The sequence below is a fragment of the Maricaulis sp. genome (assembly GCF_017642925.1).
Taxonomy (GTDB): Bacteria; Pseudomonadota; Alphaproteobacteria; order Caulobacterales; family Maricaulaceae; genus Maricaulis.
In genome coordinates, this window is sequence record NZ_JAEPOL010000002.1 from 244,636 (window position 1) to 270,010 (window position 25,375).

Here is a 25,375-nt window from a genome sequence, read left to right on the forward strand (position 1 = left end):
GGGTCTAGAAGCGGCCGCGCAGTTCGACACCCCAGGTCTGCGGGGCGCCGAGCGCCTGGATCTGCTGCCCGGGGATAATCACGCCAGCGCTGCGGCGCACGGCATAGGTCTCGTCGCCGATATTGCGGCCCCACAGCATCACGCTCCACCGATCGTCCTGGAAGGTGAAGCCGGCGCGGGCATTGATCAGCGTCACATCGTCCTGGCTGTAGTCCGGATTGTTCTCCGGGCCGAAGAAGAGCGAGCTGCGATAGCTCAGGTCCGCATGAGCGATGAATTCCATCCCTTCGGCCACCGGCGCGTTGAAGTCGGCGGCGAGGGACAGCGTGTGATCGGGGGCCTGGGGCAGGTCGTTGCCGGAATAGTCGGCGCCGGCCGAGGTGGCGTTGGTGAAGTCCTCGAAGCTCGCATCCAGGAAGCTGTAGGAGCCGGAGAATGACAGCGCGCCGTTGACCTGCCAGAGGCCTTCCAGCTCGATGCCCGACGCTTCGGCAGTCGCGGCATTGGAGGTGGTGAAGGTCGGCACGCCGCCCACATTGATCAGCTGGTTCACCTGCAGGTCGGAATAGTCGAGCCAGAACACCGAGCCGGCCAGATAGACCGCGCCACCGGCCAGCGTGGTCTTCACACCCGCCTCGTAGCTGTTGACGAATTCGGGGTCGTACTCGGCATTGTCGTTCGGCATGATCGAGAAGACGTTGTAGCCGCCCGATTTGTAGCCCCGGCTGTAGGATGCATAGACCAGCCAGGTTGCATTGGGCTCCCAGTTCAACGTGATCGACGGGGTCACCTCAGCGTCGGAGCGCGAGAAGCTGCGCTCGGGCTGGGTCGGGGCGAGAAGCTGGTAAGGATCGCCGATCTGACTGTGTGTGACTTCCTTCTCGTCCCCGGAGTAACGCAGCGCGCCGGTCACGCTGACCGCATCGGAAAAGTGGTACGTGCCCTGTCCGAACACGGCATAGCTGGTGGTCTCCAGATTGCCGAAGATGTCGGCGCTGACCTCGGTGGGATAGATGCCCAGATCCGGACCGATCACCGCGTTGGAGATCGTGTCGAAGGTCTCGTGGCTGAAGAAACCGCCGACGATGTAGTCGAACACGCCGCCGGTATCCGAGGTGAAGCGGATTTCCTGGGAGAACTGTTCGTGATCCTCGCTGATGCCCGAGCGCAGCTGGTTGAGGATGCTGAAATCATTGTCGTTCGAGTTGTACCACTCGAAAGTGCGGAAGGCCGTGAGCGAGGTCAGCACGCCGCTGTCGAAGTCCCAGTCGGCCTGCAGCGAAACGCCCCAGACATCGCGCGTCTGTTCCGAGCCGAAGTCCTGCGCCACCCGCCGGTCTTCCGGATCGGCGTCGGCCAGCGGGCTGCCGGCCAGCACGCCATTGTCGAGGATTTCCGACGCACCGCCATTGGTGTCGTTCGACGCCATGTCGGCGCGGAAGGTCAGCTGCAGCGTCTCGGACGGATCCGCCACGAAGGTCAGGCGTGCGCCGAGCTCGTCCTGGTCGTCCAGCTCGGTGCCGGTGAAGGTATTGTCGGTATAGCCCGCCCGCGTCTGCGAGGACACCGAGATCCGCGCCCGCGCATTCGGCGTGAAGATCACGTCGCCGGCGGCGTAGAGGCTCAGTGCGCTGTAGTTGCCGGCGGAGATGATGCCCTCGAAACTCGGCTCGTCGCCGGGGCCCTGGGTGATCATGTTGAGCGCGCCGGCAATGGTGTTCTTGCCGTACAGCGCGCCCTGCGGACCGCGGATCATCTCGACCCGTTCCAGGTCGTAGAGATTGGTATTGATGGTCGTCGGACGGGCCTGATAGACGCCGTCGACGAACACGCCGACCGACTGTTCCACGCCCGGATTGTTCGGATTGGAGGAGATGCCGCGCACCGTGATGATCGTCGAACGCAGGCCGTTGCCCGTATTGATGTAGACGTTCGGGAAGACCGAGGCGATGTCGTCGAGACGCTCCACGCCCCGCTCCTCCAGTTCCGCCGCGCCGAGCGCGCTGACCGAGGCGGACACGTCGAGGATCGACTGCTCGCGCCGCTGCGCGGTGACGACGATCACGTCGGCCGATACGCTCTCATCGGACTGGGCCTGAGCGGCCGCTGCCGACAGCCCGGCAGCGAGAACCGCGCCCGCGGCGGTCGAGATCAGTTCCTGTTTCCAAATCGTACGGCTCATGGTCAATCCCCCAAGAAAACCTGCTGCGAAACCCGCTTAAACGAAATATGAGATCAGTTTCACTTATTTTGCAAATCTGTCAACAAACTTGCGACCGGCAAAACATCGTCGACCGGCCAGACCGGCCGCTGAAGGTGTTGATAGGGCAGGCTCGCCAAGTCCGGATTCATCGCGGTAGGCGTGCCGACCGACAAGATCCGGTCAGCCAGCGGTGCGAAGGAGGCGCGGAAATGGGTCGAGGATTTCAGGACGATAATCGCGTAGTCCGACGGGTCCGCACCGGTCGCGGTAAACAGGCCCGGCCACAGCGCCTCGCGCCGGCTGCCGCACAGGATGAAATCGGCAAACCCGGTCCTGAACCGGGCCACCGGCCCGACCGGCGGCCCCGCCGCCGCGTCCGCCGGACCCCGCTCGACCCGTTCGGCCAGTCCGGCCACCACCCCGTCGACCCGGATCGGATCGCCGGAGAGCCGGGACATCCGGCCGCCAATATCGAGCGTCAGGCGCGCGCCGGTCCCGGCCTTCAGACACGCGTCCAGCGAGACCGGATCGTTGAACAGGGCCACGCCGATACCCCTGTATCCGGCATCGCGCAGGACCGCGACGAGATGAGTGGCGTCGCCATCGGCGCCCCCGCCCGGATTGTCTGACGCGTCGGCCAGCACGATCCGCTCGCCGGCATGATCGGCGATGCGCGCCAGCCCTTCGGCGATGGATAGCGGCCGTTCCGCCGCCTCTTCCGCGATGGCGGCGAAGTGTTCGGCCAGGGTCAGGGCCGTCCGGCCGGCCAGCTCCCGATCGCCATCCGCATAGACCAGGAGTTTGGCGCCATTGTCGGCACTGTCGCTCCAGGGGAATCCGTGGATCAGCGACACCGAGAGCACACCGCCCGCGCCGGTTTCGGCCTCGCGCATGGCGCGGACGAAGGCACGCATCGGATCGCGCGTCGTCGGAAAGCCGCCCAGGGCCCGGCAGGCCACCACCGCCGCCACGGGTCGCGTTTGCCCCTTCACCAGCGCATGAGCGAGCATGAACAGCTCCCGGCCGCGCTCGGCCACATCGGTATGGGGATACTCCTTGTAAGCATGCAGCAGATCCGCCGCGTTCAGCATAGCGGGGCTAAGCGTGGCGTGCAGGTCCAGTAGGCCGGCCACGACGGTGGCCCGGCCCGCGACCTCGCGGATCGCGGCGAGGAGATCGCCTTCGCAGTCCGGCACGCCATGCGCCGCCATCGCGCCGTGCAGGTCGAGCAGGACAAGGTCGACCGGCAGGCTCGCACTCAGGGCATCGAGGATGTCCCGCTTCAGAGCGGTATAGGCCCCGGCCGTGACAGGCCCGCCGGGCACGGCATAGGCCACGGGTCCGCGGTACACCTCCATCCCGGCTGCCCGTGCCGACTCAATCATGGCGCTACAACCAGGATGGGTCAGGGCGCACACCGGCCCCTCGCCCGCTGCCGAATAGGCACCGGCCCGGAAGTCCGCGAGCGTCGTAGCGCGCGCGACAAAACTGTTCGTTTCCGTCCGCAGAGCGGCGACGTAAGCTCTCATGCCGCAATCCTGACAATTTTATGAGGTTGACGTCAATTTCATTTTTTTTCACTGTTCCGGTCATACAGCCCCTGCTGTCCCCGGACCGGGACAGCGAAAGGAACCGACCCCGTTGTCCATGCCGGAGACCATGAGACCATGAAGACCAGTCACTCCCTGATATCCATCGCCTTGGCCGGCGGCCTTGTCATCACCTCGGCGGCCTGCGCCCAGGACGCGCCCCGGGCCCGCGACATTGGCATTCCGCTGGAAGGCGAGACCGGACCGCTCAATGCCATCACCGATGTGGCAGGCGTCGAGGTCGGCCAGTTCAGCCTGAACGAGGGCGACACCCATACCGGGGTGACAGCGATCTTCCCGCGCGGCCGCACGGCGACCGACGGCGTCCCCGCCGGCATCTTTTCCTTCAACGGCACCGGCGAGATGACCGGCGCGCACCTGATCAACGAGTTCGGCGCCTTTTTCGGTCCGGTCGCGATCACCGGCACACTGGGTGTCGGCGCCGCCCGCGACGGCATCCTGGACTGGACCGCGCAGAATTTCGACGATCCCACCGTGCGCTTCAGCCGCGTGCTGCCGGTCGTGGCGGAAACCTATGACGGCGGGCTGAGCGATGTCTGGAGCATGGCCCTGACCCCCGAGCATGTCGTCGCGGCACTGGATGCCGCCCGGCCGGGACCGGTCGCGGAAGGCGCGGTCGGCGGCGGGACCGGCATGGTCTGCTACTACTTCAAATGCGGGATCGGCACGTCGTCGCGCGTCGTGCACTACGGCGAGGACATCGCCTTTACCGTCGGCGTGCTCGTCCAGGCCAATCATGGCGGGCGCGACCAGTTGCGCATCGCCGGCACGCCGGCCGGCCAGGAGATCGACGACCTGATGCCGCGTCGCGCCAGCCAGGCCGATGCGGCCGGCGAGGGCGACGGTTCGATCATCATCGTGATCGCCACCGATGCACCGCTGCTGCCCGACCAGCTGCGCCGCCTGGCGCGCCGCGCCACGATCGGCATGGGCCGCACCGGCGGACAGGGCGATTCCAGCTCGGGCGACATCTTCCTCGCCTTCACCACCGCCAATCCGGTGACGCTCGGCGCGGGCGCGCCGCTCGACTATCAGAGCATTCCCGGCGAAGCGCTCGACCCGCTGTTCGACGGTGTCGTGCAGGCCACCGAAGAAGCCATTCTCAACGCGCTCGTCGCCGGCAGCGACACGACCGGGCGGGGCAATTCGCACGTCTACGGTCTGCCGCATGACCGGGTTCGCGAAATTCTCGCCCGCTACGGCCGACTCGAAGACTGATCCACACACAAGGACACACGCCATGATCCAGAGACTTGCCCTGCCGGCCGCCATGACGGCCCTCGCCGCCGCCGGCAGCCTGCTCGCCGGCTGCGCCACCGCGCAGCCCGCAGCCGACCCTCAGACCGCCGCCATCGACGCCCTGGTCGCCGACGCCCAGTCGTCGGCGCCCTATCCGGGCCTGGCGGTATCCGTGCGCCGCGGCGACACCCTCATCTACGAGGCTGCCTATGGCGAAGCGGACCTGGAACAGCACGCCGCGGCCACGCCCGACACCGTGTTCCAGATCGGCTCCATCACGAAGTCCTTCACCGCCCTCATGATCGCCCAGCTGGCGGCCGAGGGCCGGATCGACATCGAGGCGCCGATCTCCACCTATCTGCCGGACTATTCCGGGCCGGCCCGCGACGTGCCGGTGCGCGACCTGATGAACCACACGGCCGGGCTGGTGAACTACACCGCCCTGCCCGACTTCCCCCAGGGCAGCCAACGCACCGTCACGCGCGAGATCATGCGCGACTATTTCGAGGATGCCGACCTGCTGTTCGAACCGGGCACGGCCTTCTCCTATTCCAATTCGGGCACCTATACGCTCGGCCTGATCATCGAGGCGGTGACCGGACAGACCTATGACGCCGCACTCGCCGAACGCGTGCTGGAACCGCTCGGCCTCGACCGCACCTATTATGCCGGCTACGAGCGCGTCATCGAGGGCAGGGCCGAGGGCTATGTCGTCGGCGAGGACGGTTTCCTCAACGCGCCCCAGCTCGATCCGCTGGTGCCCTTCTCGGCCGGTGCCCTTCTGTCCACCGTCCAGGACATCCAGGACTATATCGACCAGGTGCAACGCCAGAACGTGTTCGGCGACGCGGTCCGCGACATGCTCTACGAACAGGTCGAACTTGGTGGCGATACGCTGGCCTATGCCCTCGGCGCGCTGGTGATCCGCGACTGGGAAGGCCATCGCAAGATCGCCCATGCCGGCGATATCGACGGGTTCGCGGCCTACATGTCCTACTATCCCGACGAGGATCTTTCGATCATGGTGATGGGCAGCACGCGCGACGTCGCGCCCACGCCGGTGGGCCTTGAACAGAAGATCGCCCGCATCGTCTTCGACCAGCCGCGCCCGACGCCGTCGATCGATCCGCTGGCCGACAGCGAGATCGCGGCGATAGCCGGAAACTATGATGCCAGCTACATGCGGATCGGCATCGACCGTATCGGCATTCTGCCGCGCGAGGGCGGGATCGCCTTCCGCATCGGCGGTGTCGATGCCCAGGGCCCGGCCATCCCGCTGCTTCACCTGGAAGGCCGTACCTTCCTGGCTGCCCATGACGACGAGATGGTGTTCAGCTTCTCGCCCGAGGACGGCGGCACGCCGGAAGACCTGACCGTCGACTGGCTGGGCGGCGGCATTCCCTTCGTCCGCGCAGCCGGGGAGTAGGCGGGATGATCGACGACGACGCGAAGGCAGACTACGCACGCGACGGTGTCTGCGTGCTGCGCGGCGCCTTCGCGCCGGCGTGGATCGAGACCGTGGCCGAGGGGGTTCGCCAGGCGCTCGACGCGCCCGGCCCCCACGGCGAACGCTACGGCCCCGCCGGGGCGGAGCGCTTCTTCGGCGATCTGGACATGTGGACGCGCCTGGACCCGTTCCGGGACTTCGTCATGAACTCGCCCGCCGCCGAGATCGCCGGCCGGACGATGGGGTCGTCCACGGCGACCTTTCTCTACGACCAGATGCTGGTGAAGGAACCGGGCAGCCAGCAGCGCACGCCCTGGCATCAGGACCAGCCCTATTGGGCCGTCAGCGGTTTCCAGGTCTGCTCGATCTGGATGCCGCTGGATCCGGTGCCCCGCGAAGTGTCGCTGGAATTCGTGCGCGGCAGCCATCGCTGGGACCAGGCCTTCAATCCCACCCATTTCGCAGACGGCACTCCCTATGCCGGCACCGGCCTGCCCAGCCTGCCCGATATCGAGGCTGACCGGTCGGCCTATGACATCGTGTCCTGGGATCTGGAACCCGGCGATTGCGTGGTGTTCCAGGCGATGCTGGTGCATGGCGCGCCGGCCAATCCCAGCGCCGGGCGCCGGCGGGTCCTGTCGACGCGCTGGCTGGGCGACGATGCCCGCTTCTGGCGGCGTCCCGGCGAGATCGCCGTACCGACCACCCTGCCCGATCTGGAAGACGGCGCACCCTTTTCTGGACCGCTGCATCCGACTGTCTGGCGCCGCGAGGCCGGCTAGCTCCAGAGTACAGGCTAGCCCCAAAGCACGGGCCGGGGCGGGTCGACCCGACCGGCGTCGAATGTGAGCCCGTTCGGCCAATCGTGCGCAAGAAGCAGCGGCCCATCGATGTCCACGAAATCGCACAAGCACCCCAGGACGAAACTCGGCGCCATCGCCAGCGAGGTCCCCATCATGTTGCCGACCATCAGACCGAGGCCCGCCTCCCGCGCCATGCGGGCCAGGCGCATCGCCTCGGTCAGCCCGCCGGTCTTGTCGAGCTTGATATTGATGCGCTGGTAACGGCCGCGCACGGCGTCCAGCTCGCCCGAATGCAGGCAGCTTTCGTCGGCGCACAGGGGCACCGGCGAGACATATCCGTCCAGTGCCGCATCCTGGCCGCGCGGCAGGGGCTGTTCGAGCATTTCCACGCGCAGGCGCGCCATGGCGGGCGCCACGTCGCGAAGCTGTTCGATCGTCCAGCCTTCATTCACATCGACAACCAGGACCGCGTCGGGCCGCACGGCGCGGATCGCCTCGATCCGCTCGACCGGGCGGTCGGCATTCAGCTTCACCTTGAGCACCGGAACCGGGCCGGCCCGCCGGGCCGTGTCCGCCATCATCTCCGGGTCCGGCTCCAGACCGATGGTGACGGCAGTGGTCAACCGCCGCGGCTCGACGCCGATCAGCGCCCAGATCGACCGTCCGCTCCGCTTCGCATCCAGATCCCAAAGGGCGCAGTCGACAGCATTGCGCGCGCCGCCCGGCGGCAGGACAGTCTGCAGCACATCGCGCGTGATGCCGTCCGGGTACGCAGCGATGAAGGCCCGCACTTCCTCGAGAATGCTCCGCGCCGTCTCGCCGCAATAGAAGACGCCCTCGGCCTCGCCCCGGCCGCGATGGCGACCCTCCTCGGCCGTGACGATGAGCGCATGGGTGGCATCGAAGACGGCGCTTGCAATACGGAACGGGGCCTTCAGCGAAAACCGGTGGAGCTCGACGGTCAGGCGCATTACGCCTCGCCCCTGCCCTGCAGTAGCCGATCGGCGATCGCACCGCCGCCGGTGCGGACCGGATCGATGACCGGCAGACCCAACCGAGCCGCAGTCTCCGCGATCAGCGCCTCTGCCGCCGCAGCGTCCAGGCCCGCGGTGTTCAGACTGACCCCTGCGCAGTAACAGTCCGGACTGGTCAGCCGGGCCGCCTCCAGATTACGGGCGATCGCGGTCTCCAGCGCCGGCGTGGGATAACCGTCGAAGAATGCGATCTTGTCGCGGCCCGCCTGGTGGCAGAGCACGACGGCTTCCGGTTGGGCGCCGTGTAGCAGACCGAGCGACACGCCTGCATAGGCGGGATGAAAGAGCGAGCCCTGCCCCTCGATCACGTCCCAGTGATCCGCTCCGGCCGCCGGCGCCAGCACTTCGGCGGCCCCGGACATGAAGTCACCGATCACCGAGTCGATGGCAAAGCCGCGGCCGGAGATCAGCACGCCGGTCTGGCCCGTCGCACAAAAATCCGCTTCAACGCCCCGTTCGCGCAGGGCCCGCCAGAGGGCGAGGGCCGTATACTTCTTGCCCACAGCGCAGTCCGTACCGACAGTCAGCACACGATGCCCCGGACGCGGCAGTCCGCTGCCGATCGGCAGACCCGGCGGCGGGTCGCGTAGGTCCGTGAGCTTACACCCCGTCGCGTCGGCCAGAGCACGCAGCGCGCCGAGTGCGTTGAGCCGGATGTGCAAGCCCGCGGCAATATCCAGACCAGCCTCGAGCGCGGCACGGAACACATCGAGCCAGCGGTCGTCCATCGCACCGCCCGGGCTGGCTGTGCCCACCACGAGCGTTTTCACGCCCGCCGCCCGCGCGGCCTCGATCGTCATGTCGGGCAGGCCGAGATCGACAGCCCCGGCGCTCAGGCGCAGCTGACCCGCACAGCGTTCCGGCGCCCAGTCGGCGATCCCCGCCCCGGTCTTGGCGATCAGGCGGTCCGGCGCATCACCGAGAAAGATGAGATAGGGTGGAAGGACCTTCATGCTCGCAATCGCTTTGCAATCTACGCCCGCAAACGGGCCATTTTAATAAATACGATATCAGTTTCATTTTTTCAGACAAGGCCGTAAAGTGCTTGCACGACACGTCCCTTGCAAGCGAACGCTGCAAACGCCTGCACAGCAGAAACTCTCAGGATCGAAAGCCATCCGTCACACCGGCGGCGTCACGGCACTTGCCGCGCCGTCGGTCGGTCTTCGCAATGCCAGGGAATAGTAGCTGCTGTCATATGAGCGTGGGCGGGGCTCGCAGGGCCTAGCGTCTGTACGACGATTTCGCGAAGATCGGCTCGAACGGGTTCCACCGGAACCGTACCATCGCGCCCGCCCCTTAAGGTCAGTGTTCGTGCCGCGACCTGCATGGCGGCCATGGGAAAGGCCCGGCGCCTATCTCGCAGAGCCCCCGGTCGCCGCAGGCGCACAAGCTCTGCGACGTCTGATTGCGTTGAGCGCTCGACACCTGACTGAATTGGAGCGATCAGCCCGCCGTGGCCTTCAGGGCCTCAGAGAACACATCCAGACCCTCGTCGAGTTGCTCCATGGGGATCGTCAGCGGCGCCAGGAAGCGGATGACATTTCCCCGCACACCGCAGGACAACAAGAGCAGGCCGCGCTTTCGGGCTTCGGCCACCAGCGCAGCGGTTCTCGCGGCATCCGGCACATCCGCATCACCGTCCACGACAAGCTCCACCGCCGTCATGGCCCCCAGCGTCCGGACTTCGCCGACACCCCGGTCGGACTGACGCAGGGCCTCGCAATGGCGCACAATCCGGTCACCGATCTCGATCGCGCGCTGACACAGGTCTTCCCGTTCGATGGTCTCCAGCACGGCGAGGCCGGCTGCACACCCCAGCGGCGAACCGCCATAGGTACCGCCCAGCCCACCCGGCCCGGCAGCATCCATGATCGCTGCCTTGCCGATGACGCCGGAAATCGGAAAGCCGCCGGCCATCGCCTTGGCGACCGTCATGAGATCCGGCTCGATGCCGGCGTGCTCCACGGCGAACATCGCCCCGGTGCGCGCAAAACCGGTCTGGATTTCATCGGCGATCAGGAGGATGCCATGCGTGTCACAGAGGCCGCGAAGAGCCTGCATGAAGGCCGGCGATGCCGCATAGAAACCGCCCTCGCCCTGCACAGGCTCGATGATGATTGCCGCGACCCGCGAGGCTTCGATGTCGGACTTGAACAGGCGCGCGATCGCATCCAGCGAGGCGGCTTCGGAAATGCCCAGATAAGGCGCCGGGAAAGGCACGTGGTATATGTCTGACGGGAAGGGACCGAAACCGGTCTTGTAAGGCACCACCTTGCCGGTCAGCGCCATGCCCATCATCGTGCGGCCATGAAAACCGCCGGAAAAGGCGATCACGCCCGGCCGCCCCGTTGCCGCACGCGCAATCTTGATCGCGTTCTCGACCGCCTCGGCGCCCGTGGTCAGGAAGATGGTCTTTTTCGGCGTCTCGCCGGGGGCCAGCGCATTGAGCTTTTCGGCCAGCGCCACATAGGGCTCATACGGCGTCACCTGGGCGCACACATGGGAGAAATTGTCCAGCTGGGCAGCCACGGCGGCCTTGATGGCCGGGTGATTATGCCCGGTATTGGTCACGGCAATGCCGGCCGCAAAATCGATATAGCGGCGGCCTTCCGCGTCCCATATCTCGGCATTGCTGGCGCGTGTCGCGAAGACCGGGTGCATCATGCCAAGACCGCGCGGAATGGCGACCTCACGGCGTTTCCAGAGCGTTTCGTTGTTCATACGTGTGTGCCGCCGGATTAAGCCGACAGGCCTCCCATCAAGGTGTATTTCATATCCAGATAGTCATCGAGGCCATGGCGCGATCCCTCGCGGCCAAAACCGGATTGCTTGACGCCGCCGAACGGCGCGGCGGCCGACGACAGGATGCCCTCATTGACACCGACCATGCCGTAGTCGAGCGCGTCGCTGACCCGCCAGGCCCGGCCCAGATCGCGGGTATACAGATAAGCGGCCAGACCATATTCGGTGTCATTGGCCATGGCGATAACGTCCGCCTCGTCATCGAAGCCGATCAGCGGCGCCACCGGGCCGAAGATCTCCTCCTGCATCACGGACATGTCCGGCGTCACGCCATCCACCACGGTTGGCGCATAGAAGAGCTCCCCGGCGGCATGCTTGGCTCCGCCTGTCACCAGCCGCCCGCCCTTGGCCAGGACATCCGCGACCAGGCGTTCGGTCTTGGCAAAGGCCGCCTCGCTGATCAGCGGACCGATCTCCACACCCGCCTCGTCACCACGTCCGACCTTGAGCGCCCTCACCCGCTCCGCCAGACGTTCGGCAAAGGCCGGCCGGATGGCATTGTGGACGAAGACCCGGTTGGCACAGACGCAGGTCTGACCGGCATTGCGGAACTTGGATGCCATCAGTCCTTCGATTGCAGCGTCCAGATCGGCATCGTCGAACACAATGAAGGGCGCATTTCCGCCCAGCTCCATCGACAGGCGTTTTACCGTCGGCGCGCATTGGGCAATGAGCTTGCGGCCCACCGCGGTCGAGCCCGTGAAAGAGAGTTTGCGAACCGTTGCGCTGGTCGTCAGCACGCCGCCGATCGCCGCCGCATCGGTGCCGGTGACAACATTGAAAACGCCAGCCGGGATGCCGGCTTCCACGCTCAGCCGGGCGGCCAGTAGCGCCGACAGCGGTGTTTCCGCCGCCGGTTTGGCGACCAGCGTGCAGCCAGCCGCCAGCGCGGCCGCGGCCTTGCGCATCAGCATGGCATTGGGAAAATTCCACGGCGTGATCGCCGCACACACGCCAACCGGCTTGCGGGTCACCAGGATGCGCTTGCTTTCGGACGGGGCGGGAATGATCTCGCCATAGACCCGGCGGGCCTCCTCGGCGAACCAGTCCAGATAGGAGGCGCCGTAGAGTATTTCGCCGCGCGCCTCGGCCAGCGGCTTGCCGTTCTCAAGGGACAGCACCCGCGCGAGGTCGTCCGCCTGTTCCACCATCAGATCGCGCCAGTGCCGCAGGCGCGCCGCCCTCTGGTCCGCGGGAAGAGCGGACCAGGCTGCAAGCGCCGCGGCGGCGGCATGGATTGCTGCCTGCGTTTCCGCCTCGCCGCAATCGGCGACGGACGCGATCACACGTCCGGTGGCCGGATCATGCACATCGAACCGGCGTGCCGAAGCCGCATTACACCATTTGCCGTCGATGAAGGCCTGCGTCGGCCAGTCCGGACCCACATCCAGCATGGAACCATCCCCTGTCACTGTTATGGGGCCAGATTGCCGGTTTGCTCACTCGCGTAATAGGGCCAGTTAGGCGCGATCCGTCGAACCAGTTTCCAGGTCCTGCCCGCGGGCCTGTCCTCGCGCCTCATCGAGGCACCGCGCCGGCCAGAGCATGAAGACCAGGCTGAGGAACAGGCCAAGGATGGCGATATTGACCAGCATGCCGAAGCCCGCCCCGCCACCCAGAATGGTGCCCGCGATCATCGGGCCGGACGCCAGTCCCATTTTGGAGATAAAGCCGGCGAAGGCTGAGGCCCGCCCTGCGGCATCGAACTCGGCCGTCATGCCGAACAGGTAGGCGATGACGAAACCCCAGGTAATGCCGGTTCCGCAATTGGCGATCATGTAGGCAGCCGGATGACCGCTGAAATGGAACAGCGCCGTGCCGGCAAAGGTCAGAAGCATGGACACCCCCAGCAACCAGAACCGGCCAAAGCGCAGACCGCATACCATTACAAGGAGGGGCCCCGCCAACGCGACCCAGGTCGCCAGGCCCAGGGCGGTCGACACGTAGGACCGGTCCAGGCCGTAGTCGATGCCCAGGCGGATGATGTAGGCGAGCAAGCCCATATTGGCCGCCTGGAACAGGAAGATCGCCACATAGGTCAGCGCGAGCGGCGGCCAGTCGATGCGGCTGTTCGCGTGCTTGGCAGTCTCGCGCGGCGGGTATTCAGCCAGAAAGGGCAGCATCACCAGCGTTGCGGCGCTGAACAGGGCCAGGGCGATGAACAAGGCCTGCGTTCCAAAGACCGGTGCCAGCGGCGGCAGAACCATCACGGCCAGCCCGCCCAGACCGAACTGGACGAAAAGCAGCATGCCGAAGGTCCGGTCCGGGTTTGCGGTCCGGGCGATAACGGCGAAAGCCGTACCCGTGAGCACTCCCCCGACAACCCCATGGGCAAGGCGCACCGGCAACAGCACCTCGAAACCGGCAATCCAGATCGAGGCTATGTCCACGGCAATCAGGATGACAAGACATATCCAGGCCATACGCCGCCACGGCCAGCGCTTCACCAGGAACACGGCCGCCAGAGCCCCGATGGCAGCACCGTAGATATTCGCCGACCCGATTTGACCGGCCTGCTCGTCAGACAGACCAAGACCACTGACGAGACCGTCGACGATGGCGGCCATGATGTTGACGTAAAACAAGCCCGCCGTTGCCAGAAAGGCCAGCATGACCGCCGCAATCAGCCCGTCGGGCGCGGCCGTGAAATGCGAAAAAGGCATGCGCGGCGTCTGGCTGTGAGCGGTCATCTTGCGTCCTCGCAATAGGGTTGGATGGCATGGGATGCGACGGCTGCGCGCCGCCAGGCGAACTCGCGGCCGTCGCTGACATAGGCATAGACCTGGCCATTGGGGATCAGCGCGAGGGTTATGCCGCCATAGCCGGAAAGCGCCGGGATCCACACGTCCGACGCACAGCCCAGCGCCGGACCGGCATTCCAGGCCCAGAATCCGTTCTGATAGCGTTGGACATCACTTCCGGCGGCCAGACCCCGATCGGCCGGATCGCGCTGCAGCGCTGCGGCCAGCATGGCCGGATCGGCCCACGCATCCCCTCCGACCTGACCGCCCTCCTGCAGGAAGCGGCCCAGCCGCATCATGTCGTCCAGCGTGAGGGTCAGCCCCCAGCCGCTAACCGGTTGGCGGACCCCGTCATAGGAACGCCGGGTCGTATCCATCAACCGCGACAGGTTCAGTTCCCGCCAGAGCGGGACCAGGAGATCGTCATAGAAATCGGCATCGGCGCGGCCGGTCTGCGCCCGCCAGAAGGCCTGCATGGCTGTGCCCAGAACATAAGTATCGGTCGTGTGGTACACCCAGCGCGCGCCGGGCTCGGACTGGCGCGGGTGCTGATTGCAGGCCAGGTCGATGCGTTCGGCGTGGGTCGAGCGGGACATGAATTCCCAAAGCTCCGGCGCGCCTTCATCCGCATCGAACTCTGCCGACGTGTAAAGCCCGGTGGCCATATCCAGGGCGTGCTCGAAAGTGACACCGGCCCAGCGCTCTGCGTCGCACGCATCGACATAGTCGGAAACCAGCGACGCGCTCGCGCCGGGATAGAGATGTTCCAGGCGCATCAGCGCCAGGCCGGCGACGACAGATTTGGCCAATGAATAGGATGGCAGGGCGAGGCCCGCACAGAAGGGATCCGGGCCGAAGCGCGTCTGGCAACCGCCCGCGTAGACAACGTCATCGATCAACACGCCGAATACACTCATCGCCTCCGGCGACACTTCGAGCGGCGAACCGAAACCGGCCGGATCGGCACCTTCGAAACCTTCGGCGAGCGCTGCGATGTGCCGTCGCTCGAACGGCTGATCCTCGCGCGGCAGATCGGCCGGCAATTCAATCGGCTCGACCGAAACACTCAGCCGGCTCCAGAGATCGAACTGGTGGTAGGCACACGTCTCCGCCCCTATCTGCAACACGCCCTGCGCGTCTTCTCCGGACGCATCGGCCCCGATGGCCAGCCAGCCGGTGTGAAGACAATTGGCATTGCGTTCCTGCAGGGCCACGGGGAAACGGACCTGCCAACCTCCCGCTACCAGCCAGACGTGCCCAGGCTGGACAACCCATTCCCAGTACGGGCTGTCCCCGGGCTGCGGTCCCCGCTGCAACGGCCAGGCCCGCCCGTCCCGGCCGACCCAATCCACCTGCAAAGGTGGAATGGCCGTGATGCCGGGTTCGCCTGCATAGTCGAACTCGTCGTGGACAACCCGGAAACCGTCGGGGGTCTCCCGTCCGCCCAGCCGGATTTTAAAGGACATCACCGTTTCGGGCACTACTGCACCGGCCGGCATGGAAAAAGCCTGCGCCGCCAGAGGGGCCGACAAGGGTCCAGAGCCTTCCGGGATCTCCTGCGCCAGCTCTGCAGCAGGCCTGGACCAGCCCACCCGCAGGCCATCAGCCCAGCAGGTATCATTGCTGGCATTGCCATCAATACGCACGCGAACGGCAATCCACGGACGCCCGGCAGCGTCCGGCACATCTGCCCCCACGCGATGCAGGCTGACCGCATCATCCAGCCCGTCGCCGATCTCCCCCGCCAGGCGCCACGTCTGGCCGTCGATCGAGGTTTCCAGCCGGCAGGTGTCCGTGCCTTCCAGATCATCCGCGGCAAAACTGGCGGCCACGCGAACCTGAACCGCGTTCTCGGGCAAAGCGACCACTGTCGCAGCCCAGGCATTGCGCTGCAGCCGCAGGGAGTGATTGCCGGCATATTCGGTAAGACGGATATCGCCGCGCCCCGCGTCACCGCGCCAGCGCTCTCCCAGCCCGGACTCGAAGTCGTCCTCGAAGCCCCCTTGCGCCCACGCGGCCGTGCCACCGAGAAGAACCAGAGCCGCAGCAGCGAGCGACACCGTTCTCATGAGACACCCAATTGGCGGGCCAGCGGCGCAAGCTGCTCGGCATAACGCCGCCATAGCCCGACCGAGCTGCTGTAGAGCGGCTGACGCACCTGCGCGGCGCTGTGCGTGGCCGATGGGCTGGCATTGCGATGAAAGTCGAGGCAGGCCGGTTCAAACGCCACACCGACTGCGTCGAGCAGCCGCCGCGTCTCGCCGTCCTGATCGGCGATGATGTCCTCGTAGCGCACATCATGGACGCGGCCGGGCAGAACGGCATGCCAATGCGTCATCAGCCGGTCCTTGGCCTGCATGTAGGCGGCCAGATCGGCGAAGTCGTAGGAATAGGGGTAGCCCATTCGGAACAACGCCTTGTAGAGCGATTAGGCATTATCCATCGGGTCGCGATGGACATGGATGATGCGGGCGCCGGGCAGGGCGGCCGCGATCAGTCCGATATAGAGAAAGTTCGCCGGCGCCTTGTCGACGAAGAAGCGGGCATCGCCCCGCCTTCCGGCAAGACGCTCAAGATAGGCCGTCCCCAGTACCGCCGGATCCAGCGCTGCCGCGGCGTCGATCAGCTGCGCCTTTCCGCCAGCCTGCCGGCACAGCCCGGTCAGGGCGAGCGGAAAGTCATTGAGTTCACCCAGGCTCTCGATCTCGCTGTGAGCACTCAGGATACGGTCCGTCAACGTGCTGCCGCTGCGCGGCAGGCCCAGGATGAAGACCGGACCTTCGGTTTCAACGCCGGTCCCGGCTCCGTCCAGCCACGTCCGGTCGAACCGTTTTGCAAGCGCGTCCATGATCGCGACGTCGCCACGGACGTCATAGCGCATCATGGCGCGCCGGGCGTCCGCCCCGGCCTTCAGGGCTTCAAAGCTTTCGGTGTCACGGCCGAGATCCTCCAGCTCCTTGGCGAGGGCGAAATTCAGCTGCACGGGCGCCAGCGCGGTACGGTGCGGCACCCGGAGCATTCGGCGCAATTCATCGACATGATTGCGGGCGGGCGTCTGCGTTCGCAACGTCGAACGGTTATAGTAGGCGTCATAATCATGAGGCGCGCGCCGGATAGCCGTATCGAAAGCCTGTTCAGCCTCGTCGAGCCGGCCCACGGCGATGAGATGCGTGGCGCGCGCATAGTGCAGCTCCGCGGCCCCTGGCTTCAGCGCCAGCGCCTGGTCAAAACAGTCCAGGGCTGCCTCCGGAAGACCGCACTGACCCAGACCTTCCCCTATCCTGGCAAGCCAGTTGGCGTCGTCATCTGCATCGGCTCGCATGTCCCGGAAGGCCGACGCCGCTTCTTTCACCCGCCCGAGGTGAACGAGGGCCTCGGCATCCATCAACCGCGCCAGGGGAGAGGCCGGGTCAAGCTTCAGGGCCGCCCCCAGCGCCTCGCGCATCCCGGCATGATCGCCGGCCATCTGGAGGCAGCGGGCAAGTGCCAGCCAGCCATCGATATAGTCGGGAAACTCGGATGTCAGCGCACGCGCTTCGGGCAAGCCGGCATCCACCCGGCGGGTTCGCAGGGCCTGGTCAATCCGGGCGAGCCGGGCTTTCGGGTCGGCAGGAGAAATGGCGGCATCCATGATGAAAAATCGGGGCAGCCCGGCCGGACCGCCCCGATCCTATCCGATCAGAAGGAATAGCGCAGCGTCGCGCCCAGGGTGCGCGGCAAGGCAATCATTTCCTTGTTGCCATTGCCGAAATAGCCCTCACCCGGAGCCGTGCCCATATAGGCTTCGGTAAACACGCCGGTGACGCCTTCCTCATTGGTGATGTTCTTCACCCACAGCGACAGGTCGAGGTTATCGCGCGTCAGCGTGGTGGTCAGGTTCCAGATCGAGAACCCGTCCAGCGGCACGTTGAAGGTCGGCGACGTCGACACTGCATTGCGGGTCTCGGACTGGTAGTAACCGTCCAGCCGGGTGAAGGAGACCCAGTCACCCAGGTCGCGGGTGTAGTCCAGTGACCAGTTCAACTGATGCTCCGGCGTTCCCGGCAGCATGGCACCGTCCAGGGCGATCGGCAGGGCCGGTGCCGGACGATCAGGGGCGTGGAAGTCGGCACTGAGCTGTGCGTCGATGTAGGCATAACCGAGCGCGTAGTGCCAGGCGTCACCGACAAAGCCCTCGAGAGACGCTTCAAGACCGTAGGTTCGGGCGGCATCACCGTTCTGGACCGCGAAGAAACCCCAGTTGGTCGTCGAGGTATTGAATTGCGGATCCGACCAGTCGACGTAGAACAGGCTGACATCATAGATGAAATTGCCCCGGTCTCCCTTGATGCCGATCTCGTAGTTGATCACCGAGTCAGACCCATACATCTGCCAGGCCGGATCCTCGGCATAATAGCCGGACAGCGGCACGGCATTGGCGCCCCCCCGGCGATAGCCCTCCGAGATGGTGGCATAGAGCATGTCCTCCTCGGAGAAACGCCAGGCACCGTTCAGCTTGAACAGGATGTCGTCTTCGGAGGTTTCGAAATTGGCGTTCACGTCCGGGAAGAGGCCGGCCCACAAGGGCAGCGCCATATAGGTGTCGTTCTCGGACTCATTGTCGAAATAGCGGCCGCCGAAGGTGATATCGAGATCGTCAGCGGCATGCCAGGTCAGTTCGCCGAACAGGGCTGTTTCGGTGAAATGCTCGGTCTGGCGATAGTCCCAGTCCTGATCACCGCTGACTGCACCGGCCGCTCCCGGAAGCAGGGTATCCCACCAGTTCTTGAAGCCGACCAGATAGCTCTGCTGAGTCATTTCGCGTTGCTGGCTGCGATAGAATGCGCCCACGACGTAGTCGAAATTGCCGCCATCATCCGACACCAGACGCACTTCCTGGATCACCGCCTCGTCGGCATAGGAGCGCACGGCCTGGGCCATCGGACGCGGATAATTATAGTAGAAACCCAGCCAGCCTGCCTGGGCATAGAAGCCGGTATTCTCGCTGATGCTGTCACCGGAATGGTCGTAATGGGAGGTCGAGGAGGTCAGGGTCGCAAAACCCAGATCCATTTCGGCCTCCAGCGAGGTCATGTTGATGTCGCGACTGGACGGCTCGAGCTGGATCGAGCCGTTCTCATACTCGTCATAGGCATTGCCAAAACCGTCAAAGCCAACGGTTTGCTGCCGGCGGCCACCGACGTCATCCGACTGACGCGCATGCACGATGCGGATCGACGCATTGTCGGTCGGCTCCAGCAGCAGCGTTGCACGGCCCATCCAGGTATCGAACGTGTCTGCGTCTTCCTCGACACGATACGAAGCAGCCGGGTCCAGCACGCCATTGGGTGCGACCGGCACCCCATTGGCGTCGAGTTCATAAAGGTTCACATAGTCGGTGATGCCAGGATAGTCGCCGAAACTGCCCACAAGACGCAGCGCCGCGCGTTCGCCCAGCGGAAGGTTCAGCACCGCATCGGCCGCGATACCGAAATCGTCCGACCCGTTGACGTGGGACAGCGAGCCGGTAACCGAGCCGCCGAACTCACCCAGTTCCGGGTCACGCGTGATGTAGCGGATCGTGCCGCCCAGGGCGCCGGACCCGTAGAGCGTGCCCTGCGGACCGCGCAGCACTTCCACACGCTCGAGGTCGCGCAGCGCGAAGTTGGCGAAGATCGGTGTGTCATTGACATAGGTCGAGACCGAGGCGACCGACGAGACGGCATAATCGCCCAGCGCATTGCCATCCACGGCGAGCCCCCGGATACGGGCCGCGTTCATTGTGCCGGAATTGCGGGCGCCACGGTCCACCACGGTCACCCCCGGGATCGAGCGGAGCAATTCCGCCTCATCCAGGATTTTGCCGGCTTCGATCGCCTCACCGCCGACGGCGGAAATATTGTAAGGAACGTCCGACACGGTTTCCTCACGGCGCGTCGCCGTCACCGTGATCACGTCGCGCACGGTGGCGCCTTCCTGAGCCAGAGCGACACCGCCCAGCCCGGTAGTGGCGAGCGCTGTTCCGCCCATCAGCAGGGCCATCAGCCCGCCTTGTGTCGAGATCTTCATATTTGTCTTGCCCATGATGCTCCTCCGGCCCGAGCCGGTCCCCTTTTGTCTCCGCGGCCCTGTCCGGCCGCCCGTCACTAATCGATGATCGTCAGCCTGGGCTTGCGATCCGCGCCCTCGTCCGCAGCGTCTTCGGTTGGTTCTTTGCGTTCTTTTTCCGGCATTTCGAGCGGACCCATCGCTTGCATGACCTGGCGCCGGGCGCCCACGGTTTCGTGCAACGGGAAACGCACATCGCTGTCGCGGAAGCTCTTGAGCACCTGGCCCAGCCCCTGCCAGCCCCGATGGCGCATGCGGCTGACCTGGTCGAGATCAAGGTCGAGGGCGATAATTTCGCGGCCGGCGCCGGTTTCGCAGATCACATCGCCACCCGGACCGTAGACGGCCGACCGGCCCACACCGAGATCGCCCGCCAGGTTCACATCGACGAAGTAGCACTGGTTGATCGCGGCGTTGGCCCGCGCGATCGACAATTCCACATCGCGATCGATCGTGTTGGTCATGGTCGGCAGGAGGATGACTTCGGCCCCCATGCCAGCCAGCGTCCGGATCATTTCCGGGAACCACATGTCATAGCAGATGGCGATGCCGACCCGCCCCGCGCCGGGAATGTCGAACACGACATAGTCGCGGCCCGGCTCAACCCCCGCCTCGTACGGCAGAAACGGAAACATCTTGTCGTAGCGGGCCACGACCTCGCCGGACGGATTAAAGACCGGGGTTGTATTGAAGATCGCGTCACCCCGGCGTTCATAAAGTGAGCCGGGCACCAGCCAGAGACCTGTCTCCACTGCGAGCGCGGCCAAGCGTTGTTCGGTCTCGCCGCCCGCAGGCTCGGCGAGATCCACGCTGGCCCCATGTATTGCAAGCTCTCCGATGACAACCAGGTCGAGCCAGGGGAACCGCTTGGCCACGGCCCGCACTTCACGCTCCACCAGTTCCAGATTGCCTGTCGAACCAGCGGCCAGTTGCAGAGCAGCGACGCCGAGTGATGCCATGAATCCGTTTCCTCCCGCGGCCTCCCGGAAGCAGGCCCTGTCCATTCAGTGACGGGAGCATGACAGTCAGGCCAGGCCGCGGTTAGAACCAGTTGATCGCGGGGTATAGGGCCAGATCCGGCGCAGAACTCGCTTCTGATGAGGCCAGGTCAGACCGTTGAGGGCGCCGACGCCAGCACGGCCTGATCGACGACATGCCCTGCCTGGTCGAGCCAGAGCAACAGATCGCCCTCGATCGCGACGGAGAACCCGAGCACTTCCCCGAAGGCCCAGTTTCGCCACTGGCGGACCCATTGGTCTCCGTCCACCCACCAGCGGCCTGCATCGCGATCCTCTCCGGCATAGCCGGCCTGGCCTGTCATCCGGCCGTCCGCGTGCAACTCGATCGTGCAGGGATCGCCGTAGACCGTCTTGTAGAGCAGGGTCGCACCGGCAAGACGGTCGTGCAGCTCCGAGGCTGCAAGCACGTGGAAGGATGGATGATCGTCAGAACCCGCTTCAGCCAGAGCCCGCATCGCCATCGACAGTTCCGCAATACCCTTGCGGATCGCCGGCGCGGCCAGCGATGTGACGCCCAGCCGGAACATGGTTTGTGCCTTGGGTGCCTCGGCAAACCAGTGGTCGGCTGGCTCGATCAGAATGCCGCGGGCTTCCGCGGCACGGATCACCGCCTGTGCATCCATGCCTTCGGGGCCGCGGACCCAGTAGGAGGTTCCTCCTTCCACTGGTGCGACGGCTATGGACAAGGGGCGGTAGTGGTTCAGCGCGTCGCGCAAGGCGATCAGCCGCTCAGCGCAAACCCGGGTCAGGCGCCGCATCATGGCATCATAGTGTCCAAGCGACAGGAAGAAGGCAGCCGCGCGCTGATTGTTGGGGGAGGGCCGTCGCGTGGTGAGATCACGCAGCCTGCGGGCCTCGGCGATGATCTCGGGCGCTGCCACCATATAGCCAAGCCGCACGCCGGGCGCGAGCACCTTGGAGAGAGACGCGACGTAGACCACCCGCTCCCCGCCGTCGAGACTGCGCAATGCAGGCACAGCGCCGCCCAGATAATTCATCTCGCACTCGAAATCGTCTTCCAGGACCAGAAAATCCCGGGCTTCGGCCATGTCCAGCAGAGCCCGGCGACGATCCGCCGACAAGGTGACGCCGGTCGGACGTTGACGGCTCGCGGATACGCAGACGAGTTCACAGCCTTCGAGGCTCGAATCGACAAGAATTCCCTTGTCATCCACGGGTTGATGGACCAACTCCGCTTCTCGCATGGCCAGCAAGGCGCGCAGTTCCGGAAGGCCGGGCTCCTCGACAGCGACACGGCTTGCCTTGTTGACCAGCAGCTGGATGGCCAGGAACAGCGCCTGCTGTTCGCCGACCGTGATCAGCAACTCGTCCGGTCGCGCCGTAATTCCGCGTCTCGGCAGCAATTTGGTCCGGATTTCTTCGACAAGCGCCGGATCATCGACCTCGCCATTGTCCAGGGACCACTGATCCACCTCCGAAGCCGCCAGGGCCAGCCGGCTGGCTTCGCGCCATTCGGCGATGGGAAACAGTGAGCGGTCATACCGGCCTTCAATGAAGGGGTAGCGGAATTTCTGCCAGTCAGGCGGGCACTGAAACCCCGGAGAACCGCCCGTCCGCTGCGGCAAGCGCCGCGCGATCGCGCCGGAAAGGGCCGGCGCCCGCGTCTTGTTCGATTGTGACGGGGCGACCAGGCGACGGGCCTGGGCGGCCTCCGGCACATACAATCCGGATCGCTCGCGCGCTTCGATATGTCCTTCCGCGATCAGCTGTTGATAGGCCAGGAACACTGTATTGCGCGACACACCCAGTTCGCTCGCCAGCTTGCGGGACGAGGGCAACCGCTTTCCGGGCGGAAACACCTCCGCATAGATCGCTTCGATCACCCGGCGCCGGATCTGCTCCTGCATCGACATCTGGCTTCGCTTGTCGATCCGGAAGAGCGGAGCAAGTGATTGGGAGTGTTTGGCCACGGCACGTCCGGTCCATCCAAGATCGACCTCATCTCACAAGAGAACCTTCTGACCAGCAAGCCTGTTCCTGCACCCCGGCAGTCGCGGCGCGCCTTTCCATGCAATCGGAGCGCGGGTGACTTGCCGATCACGCCCGGTGGCGAGGGCGAATTTCACATACCGCGAACCAAGCGCGATTGAGCTGCCAGCTCTCCATACTAGCCCGCTTCGGTCTGAGCGAAATGGCTGCACTGTCAGACAATGGCGGACGGGTCTCGAAGCGGTCGCGACCGGCGGACATGGCTAAAGTGCGCGGTTCGGCCTTGCCGTCCGAAAGGCCGTTGACGCAGGTCAAACCCTTGCGGGGCCGGCGCTGCAATACTGCTGCCGCAGAGCAGGAGCGAGCGATGAGCGGGTATGAAAAGCAGCGCGCTGCGATGGTAGAACGGCAGGTCCGCAGTCGCGGCGTGCGCGATCCCCGGGTGCTCGCGGCCATGATGCGTCTGCCGCGCGAACGCTTCCTCGCGCCGTCGGACGCCGCGATCGCCTATGAGGATATTCCGCTTCCCATCGGCCATGGACAGACCGCCACCCCGCCCAGGCTTGTCGCCTTCATGGCGGAAGCACTGGATTTGTCCGAAGACGAAACCGCGCTCGAAGTCGGCGGCGGATCAGGCTACACCGCTGCCGTCCTTGCCGATCTTTGCCGGCATGTCTCGGTGGTGGAGCGGATCGATGCGCTGGCCGATCATTGCAGGACGGTCTTCCACCAGTTGGGTATAACCAATATCGATGTGCATTGCGGCGATGGACGCAAGGGCTGGCCGCGCCGGGCCCCGTTCGACGCAATCCTGGTCTCCATGACCGTCGCCGATATCCCGCAGGCCCTGCTGAGCCAGCTCGCACCCGGCGGGCGGCTCGTCGCACCGGTGGGCGCGACCCCGGCCGGTCAGGAACTGGTCCGCATAACCCGGACCGGAGAGGACAGCTTCATCCGGGAGGATATTGCCGATATTCGCTATGTGGCGCCATTGGGCGGCGCGGACGAAAGGGAGGAGCCGCCCTCCCCGGACACCTCGCCGTCCTGGTCGCCGCGCCTCATCGAACGGCGCCCCGTGACCGACCTGTCGACGGTGAGCGTGATCGCGGCCCATGGCGAGACCGCGGCAGCACCGGAGGCGATCGACATCCGGCCCCTGCTCGACCGCATCGGCGACGCACGGGTTGTCCTGATCGGCGAGGCCACACATGGCACGCATGAATTCTATGCCTTGCGGGCGCGCATCAGCCGGGCGCTCATCGCAGAGCGCGGGTTTGACTTCGTGGCCGCCGAGGCTGACTGGCCGGATGCGGCCCGGATCGATCACTATGTCCGCCACAAGGAGGCCGTGCCGGCCGAGTGGACCGCCTTCGCCCGTTTCCCGACCTGGATGTGGCGCAATGAAGAAACCCGCGATTTTGCCGACTGGCTGCACAGCTGGAACAAGGAAAGAGAGCCGGATCGCCGGGCCGGCTTTCACGGTCTCGATCTCTATTCGCTCTATCTCTCGGCCCAGCAGGTCCTCAATCACCTCGACACGGTCGGCCCCGATATCGCCGCCGTTGCGCGGCAGCGCTATGCCTGCCTGACGCCATGGGAAACAGACCCGGCCGCTTACGGCCATGCGGCCCTCACGGGCGCCTACCGGGATTGCGAGCAGGATGTGCTGAACGTCCTGGTCGACCTCCTGCGCAGCCGCAGCGCATGGCAGGCGATGGCAGAAGGCGCCTTTTTCGACGCCGAGCGCAATGCGCGGCTGGTCGCAAGCGCCGAGCGCTATTACCGCACGATGTATTACGGATCGCGCGCGTCCTGGAATCTGCGCGACACCCATATGTTCGAAACGCTGGAAAGCCTCCTGGACCACTACGGTCCGCGCTCCCGCGGGATCGTGTGGGCTCACAACTCCCATCTCGGGGACTCGGCTGCGACGGAGATGTCGGCCCGCGGCGAATTCAATATCGGGCGCCTCGCCCGGGCAAGATGGGGGTCGAAAGTCTATTCGATCGGTTTCGGTACCGATCACGGCCGGGTCGCTGCGGCAAGCGACTGGGACGGCCCGCTACAATACAAGACGATCCGTCCGGCACACCCACAGAGTTATGAACGCCTCTTTCACCTGAGCAATCAGCCCTGCCTGCTTCTGCCCTTGCGCAAGGGCAAGGCTGTTGTTCGCGAACGCTTGTCGTCACCGCGGCTGGAACGCGCGATCGGCGTCATCTACCGGCCGGAAAGCGAACGGTTCAGCCACTATTTCGAAGCCGATCTGACGCGCCAGTTCGATGAATATGTCTGGATCGACGAAACGAGCCCGATCCGGCCGCTGGACACCCGCGCGCGCGAGGGCCTGCCCGACACCTACCCCTTCGGCCTGTAGGGCGGCTGGCAATTGACAAAGGTCAACGCCGGGCCGGACCGGCCATCATATCCTTGCCAA

15 protein-coding genes and 1 pseudogene are annotated in these 25,375 nt (G+C 65.5%); 4 read left to right on the plus strand and 12 right to left on the minus strand.

Annotation, left to right across the window (positions count from 1 at the left end; all coding sequences use genetic code 11):
* Nucleotides 1-4: 4 nt before the first annotated feature.
* Together JJ918_RS02695 and JJ918_RS02700 are read right to left on the minus strand one after the other, a co-directional pair.
* The gene (locus tag JJ918_RS02695) at nucleotides 5-2,182 is read right to left on the minus strand and encodes a TonB-dependent receptor (protein ID WP_291882891.1); all 2,178 of its coding nucleotides are present in this window, start codon (nucleotides 2,180-2,182) and stop codon (nucleotides 5-7) included.
* A gap of 59 nt (nucleotides 2,183-2,241) precedes the next feature.
* The gene (locus JJ918_RS02700) at nucleotides 2,242-3,732 is read right to left on the minus strand and encodes a M81 family metallopeptidase (RefSeq protein WP_291882894.1); all 1,491 of its coding nucleotides are present in this window, start codon (nucleotides 3,730-3,732) and stop codon (nucleotides 2,242-2,244) included.
* Between the two features lie 138 nt (nucleotides 3,733-3,870).
* On the opposite strand from JJ918_RS02700, the gene JJ918_RS02705 reads away from it, so the two are divergent.
* Genes JJ918_RS02705 through JJ918_RS02715 form a run of 3 tightly spaced genes read left to right on the plus strand, consistent with a single transcriptional unit; the run spans nucleotide 3,871 to nucleotide 7,281 of the window.
* Nucleotides 3,871-5,031 (plus strand): P1 family peptidase, encoded by a 1,161-nt coding sequence (locus JJ918_RS02705; protein WP_291882897.1) that lies wholly within the window; start codon nucleotides 3,871-3,873, stop codon nucleotides 5,029-5,031.
* A gap of 22 nt (nucleotides 5,032-5,053) precedes the next feature.
* Entirely contained in the window at nucleotides 5,054-6,478 is a 1,425-nt protein-coding gene (locus JJ918_RS02710; protein WP_291882900.1) for a serine hydrolase, read from the plus strand.
* Nucleotides 6,479-6,483: 5 nt separating this feature from the next.
* On the plus strand, nucleotides 6,484-7,281 hold the full coding sequence (locus tag JJ918_RS02715; protein ID WP_291882902.1) for a phytanoyl-CoA dioxygenase family protein: 798 nt from the start codon (nucleotides 6,484-6,486) through the stop codon (nucleotides 7,279-7,281).
* Between the two features lie 14 nt (nucleotides 7,282-7,295).
* Here JJ918_RS02715 and dgcA read toward each other — a convergent pair whose 3' ends face one another.
* The 10 genes and pseudogenes from dgcA to JJ918_RS02765 form a co-directional block, all read right to left on the minus strand.
* Nucleotides 7,296-8,273: an N-acetyl-D-Glu racemase DgcA gene (gene dgcA / locus JJ918_RS02720; RefSeq protein WP_291882905.1), complete on the minus strand. Its 978-nt coding sequence runs from the start codon at nucleotides 8,271-8,273 to the stop codon at nucleotides 7,296-7,298.
* Complete coding sequence (locus tag JJ918_RS02725; protein WP_291882908.1) at nucleotides 8,273-9,289, minus strand: DUF1611 domain-containing protein; 1,017 nt, start codon at nucleotides 9,287-9,289, stop codon at nucleotides 8,273-8,275. Before JJ918_RS02725 ends, dgcA begins: the two co-directional genes overlap by 1 nt.
* Before the next feature lie 493 nt (nucleotides 9,290-9,782).
* On the minus strand, nucleotides 9,783-11,060 hold the full coding sequence (gene gabT / locus JJ918_RS02730; protein WP_291882910.1) for a 4-aminobutyrate--2-oxoglutarate transaminase: 1,278 nt from the start codon (nucleotides 11,058-11,060) through the stop codon (nucleotides 9,783-9,785).
* Between the two features lie 17 nt (nucleotides 11,061-11,077).
* Entirely contained in the window at nucleotides 11,078-12,535 is a 1,458-nt protein-coding gene (locus JJ918_RS02735) for an NAD-dependent succinate-semialdehyde dehydrogenase (protein ID WP_291882913.1), read from the minus strand.
* Nucleotides 12,536-12,601: 66 nt separating this feature from the next.
* Nucleotides 12,602-13,831: an MFS transporter gene (locus JJ918_RS02740; RefSeq protein WP_291882916.1), complete on the minus strand. Its 1,230-nt coding sequence runs from the start codon at nucleotides 13,829-13,831 to the stop codon at nucleotides 12,602-12,604.
* Entirely contained in the window at nucleotides 13,828-15,951 is a 2,124-nt protein-coding gene (locus tag JJ918_RS02745) for a serine hydrolase (RefSeq protein WP_291882918.1), read from the minus strand. The genes JJ918_RS02740 and JJ918_RS02745 overlap by 4 nt, the downstream gene beginning before the upstream one ends.
* Nucleotides 15,948-17,513, minus strand: a pseudogene (locus JJ918_RS02750) (sulfotransferase). Before JJ918_RS02750 ends, JJ918_RS02745 begins: the two are co-directional and overlap by 4 nt.
* A 47-nt stretch (nucleotides 17,514-17,560) precedes the next feature.
* On the minus strand, nucleotides 17,561-19,945 hold the full coding sequence (locus JJ918_RS02755) for a TonB-dependent receptor (protein ID WP_291882921.1): 2,385 nt from the start codon (nucleotides 19,943-19,945) through the stop codon (nucleotides 17,561-17,563).
* 62 nt (nucleotides 19,946-20,007) lie between these two features.
* A complete protein-coding gene (locus JJ918_RS02760; protein ID WP_291882924.1) occupies nucleotides 20,008-20,928 on the minus strand; it encodes a carbon-nitrogen hydrolase family protein in 921 nt (306 codons plus the stop codon).
* 149 nt (nucleotides 20,929-21,077) lie between these two features.
* Nucleotides 21,078-22,919, minus strand: a complete 1,842-nt coding sequence (locus JJ918_RS02765) for a PLP-dependent aminotransferase family protein (protein WP_291882927.1) — start codon at nucleotides 22,917-22,919, stop codon at nucleotides 21,078-21,080.
* A 386-nt stretch (nucleotides 22,920-23,305) separates the two neighbouring features.
* On the opposite strand from JJ918_RS02765, the gene JJ918_RS02770 reads away from it, so the two are divergent.
* Nucleotides 23,306-25,315 carry a protein-L-isoaspartate(D-aspartate) O-methyltransferase gene (locus tag JJ918_RS02770; protein ID WP_291882930.1) on the plus strand — a complete coding sequence of 670 codons (2,010 nt, stop codon included), beginning with the start codon at nucleotides 23,306-23,308 and terminating at the stop codon, nucleotides 25,313-25,315.
* Nucleotides 25,316-25,375 lie beyond the last annotated feature (60 nt).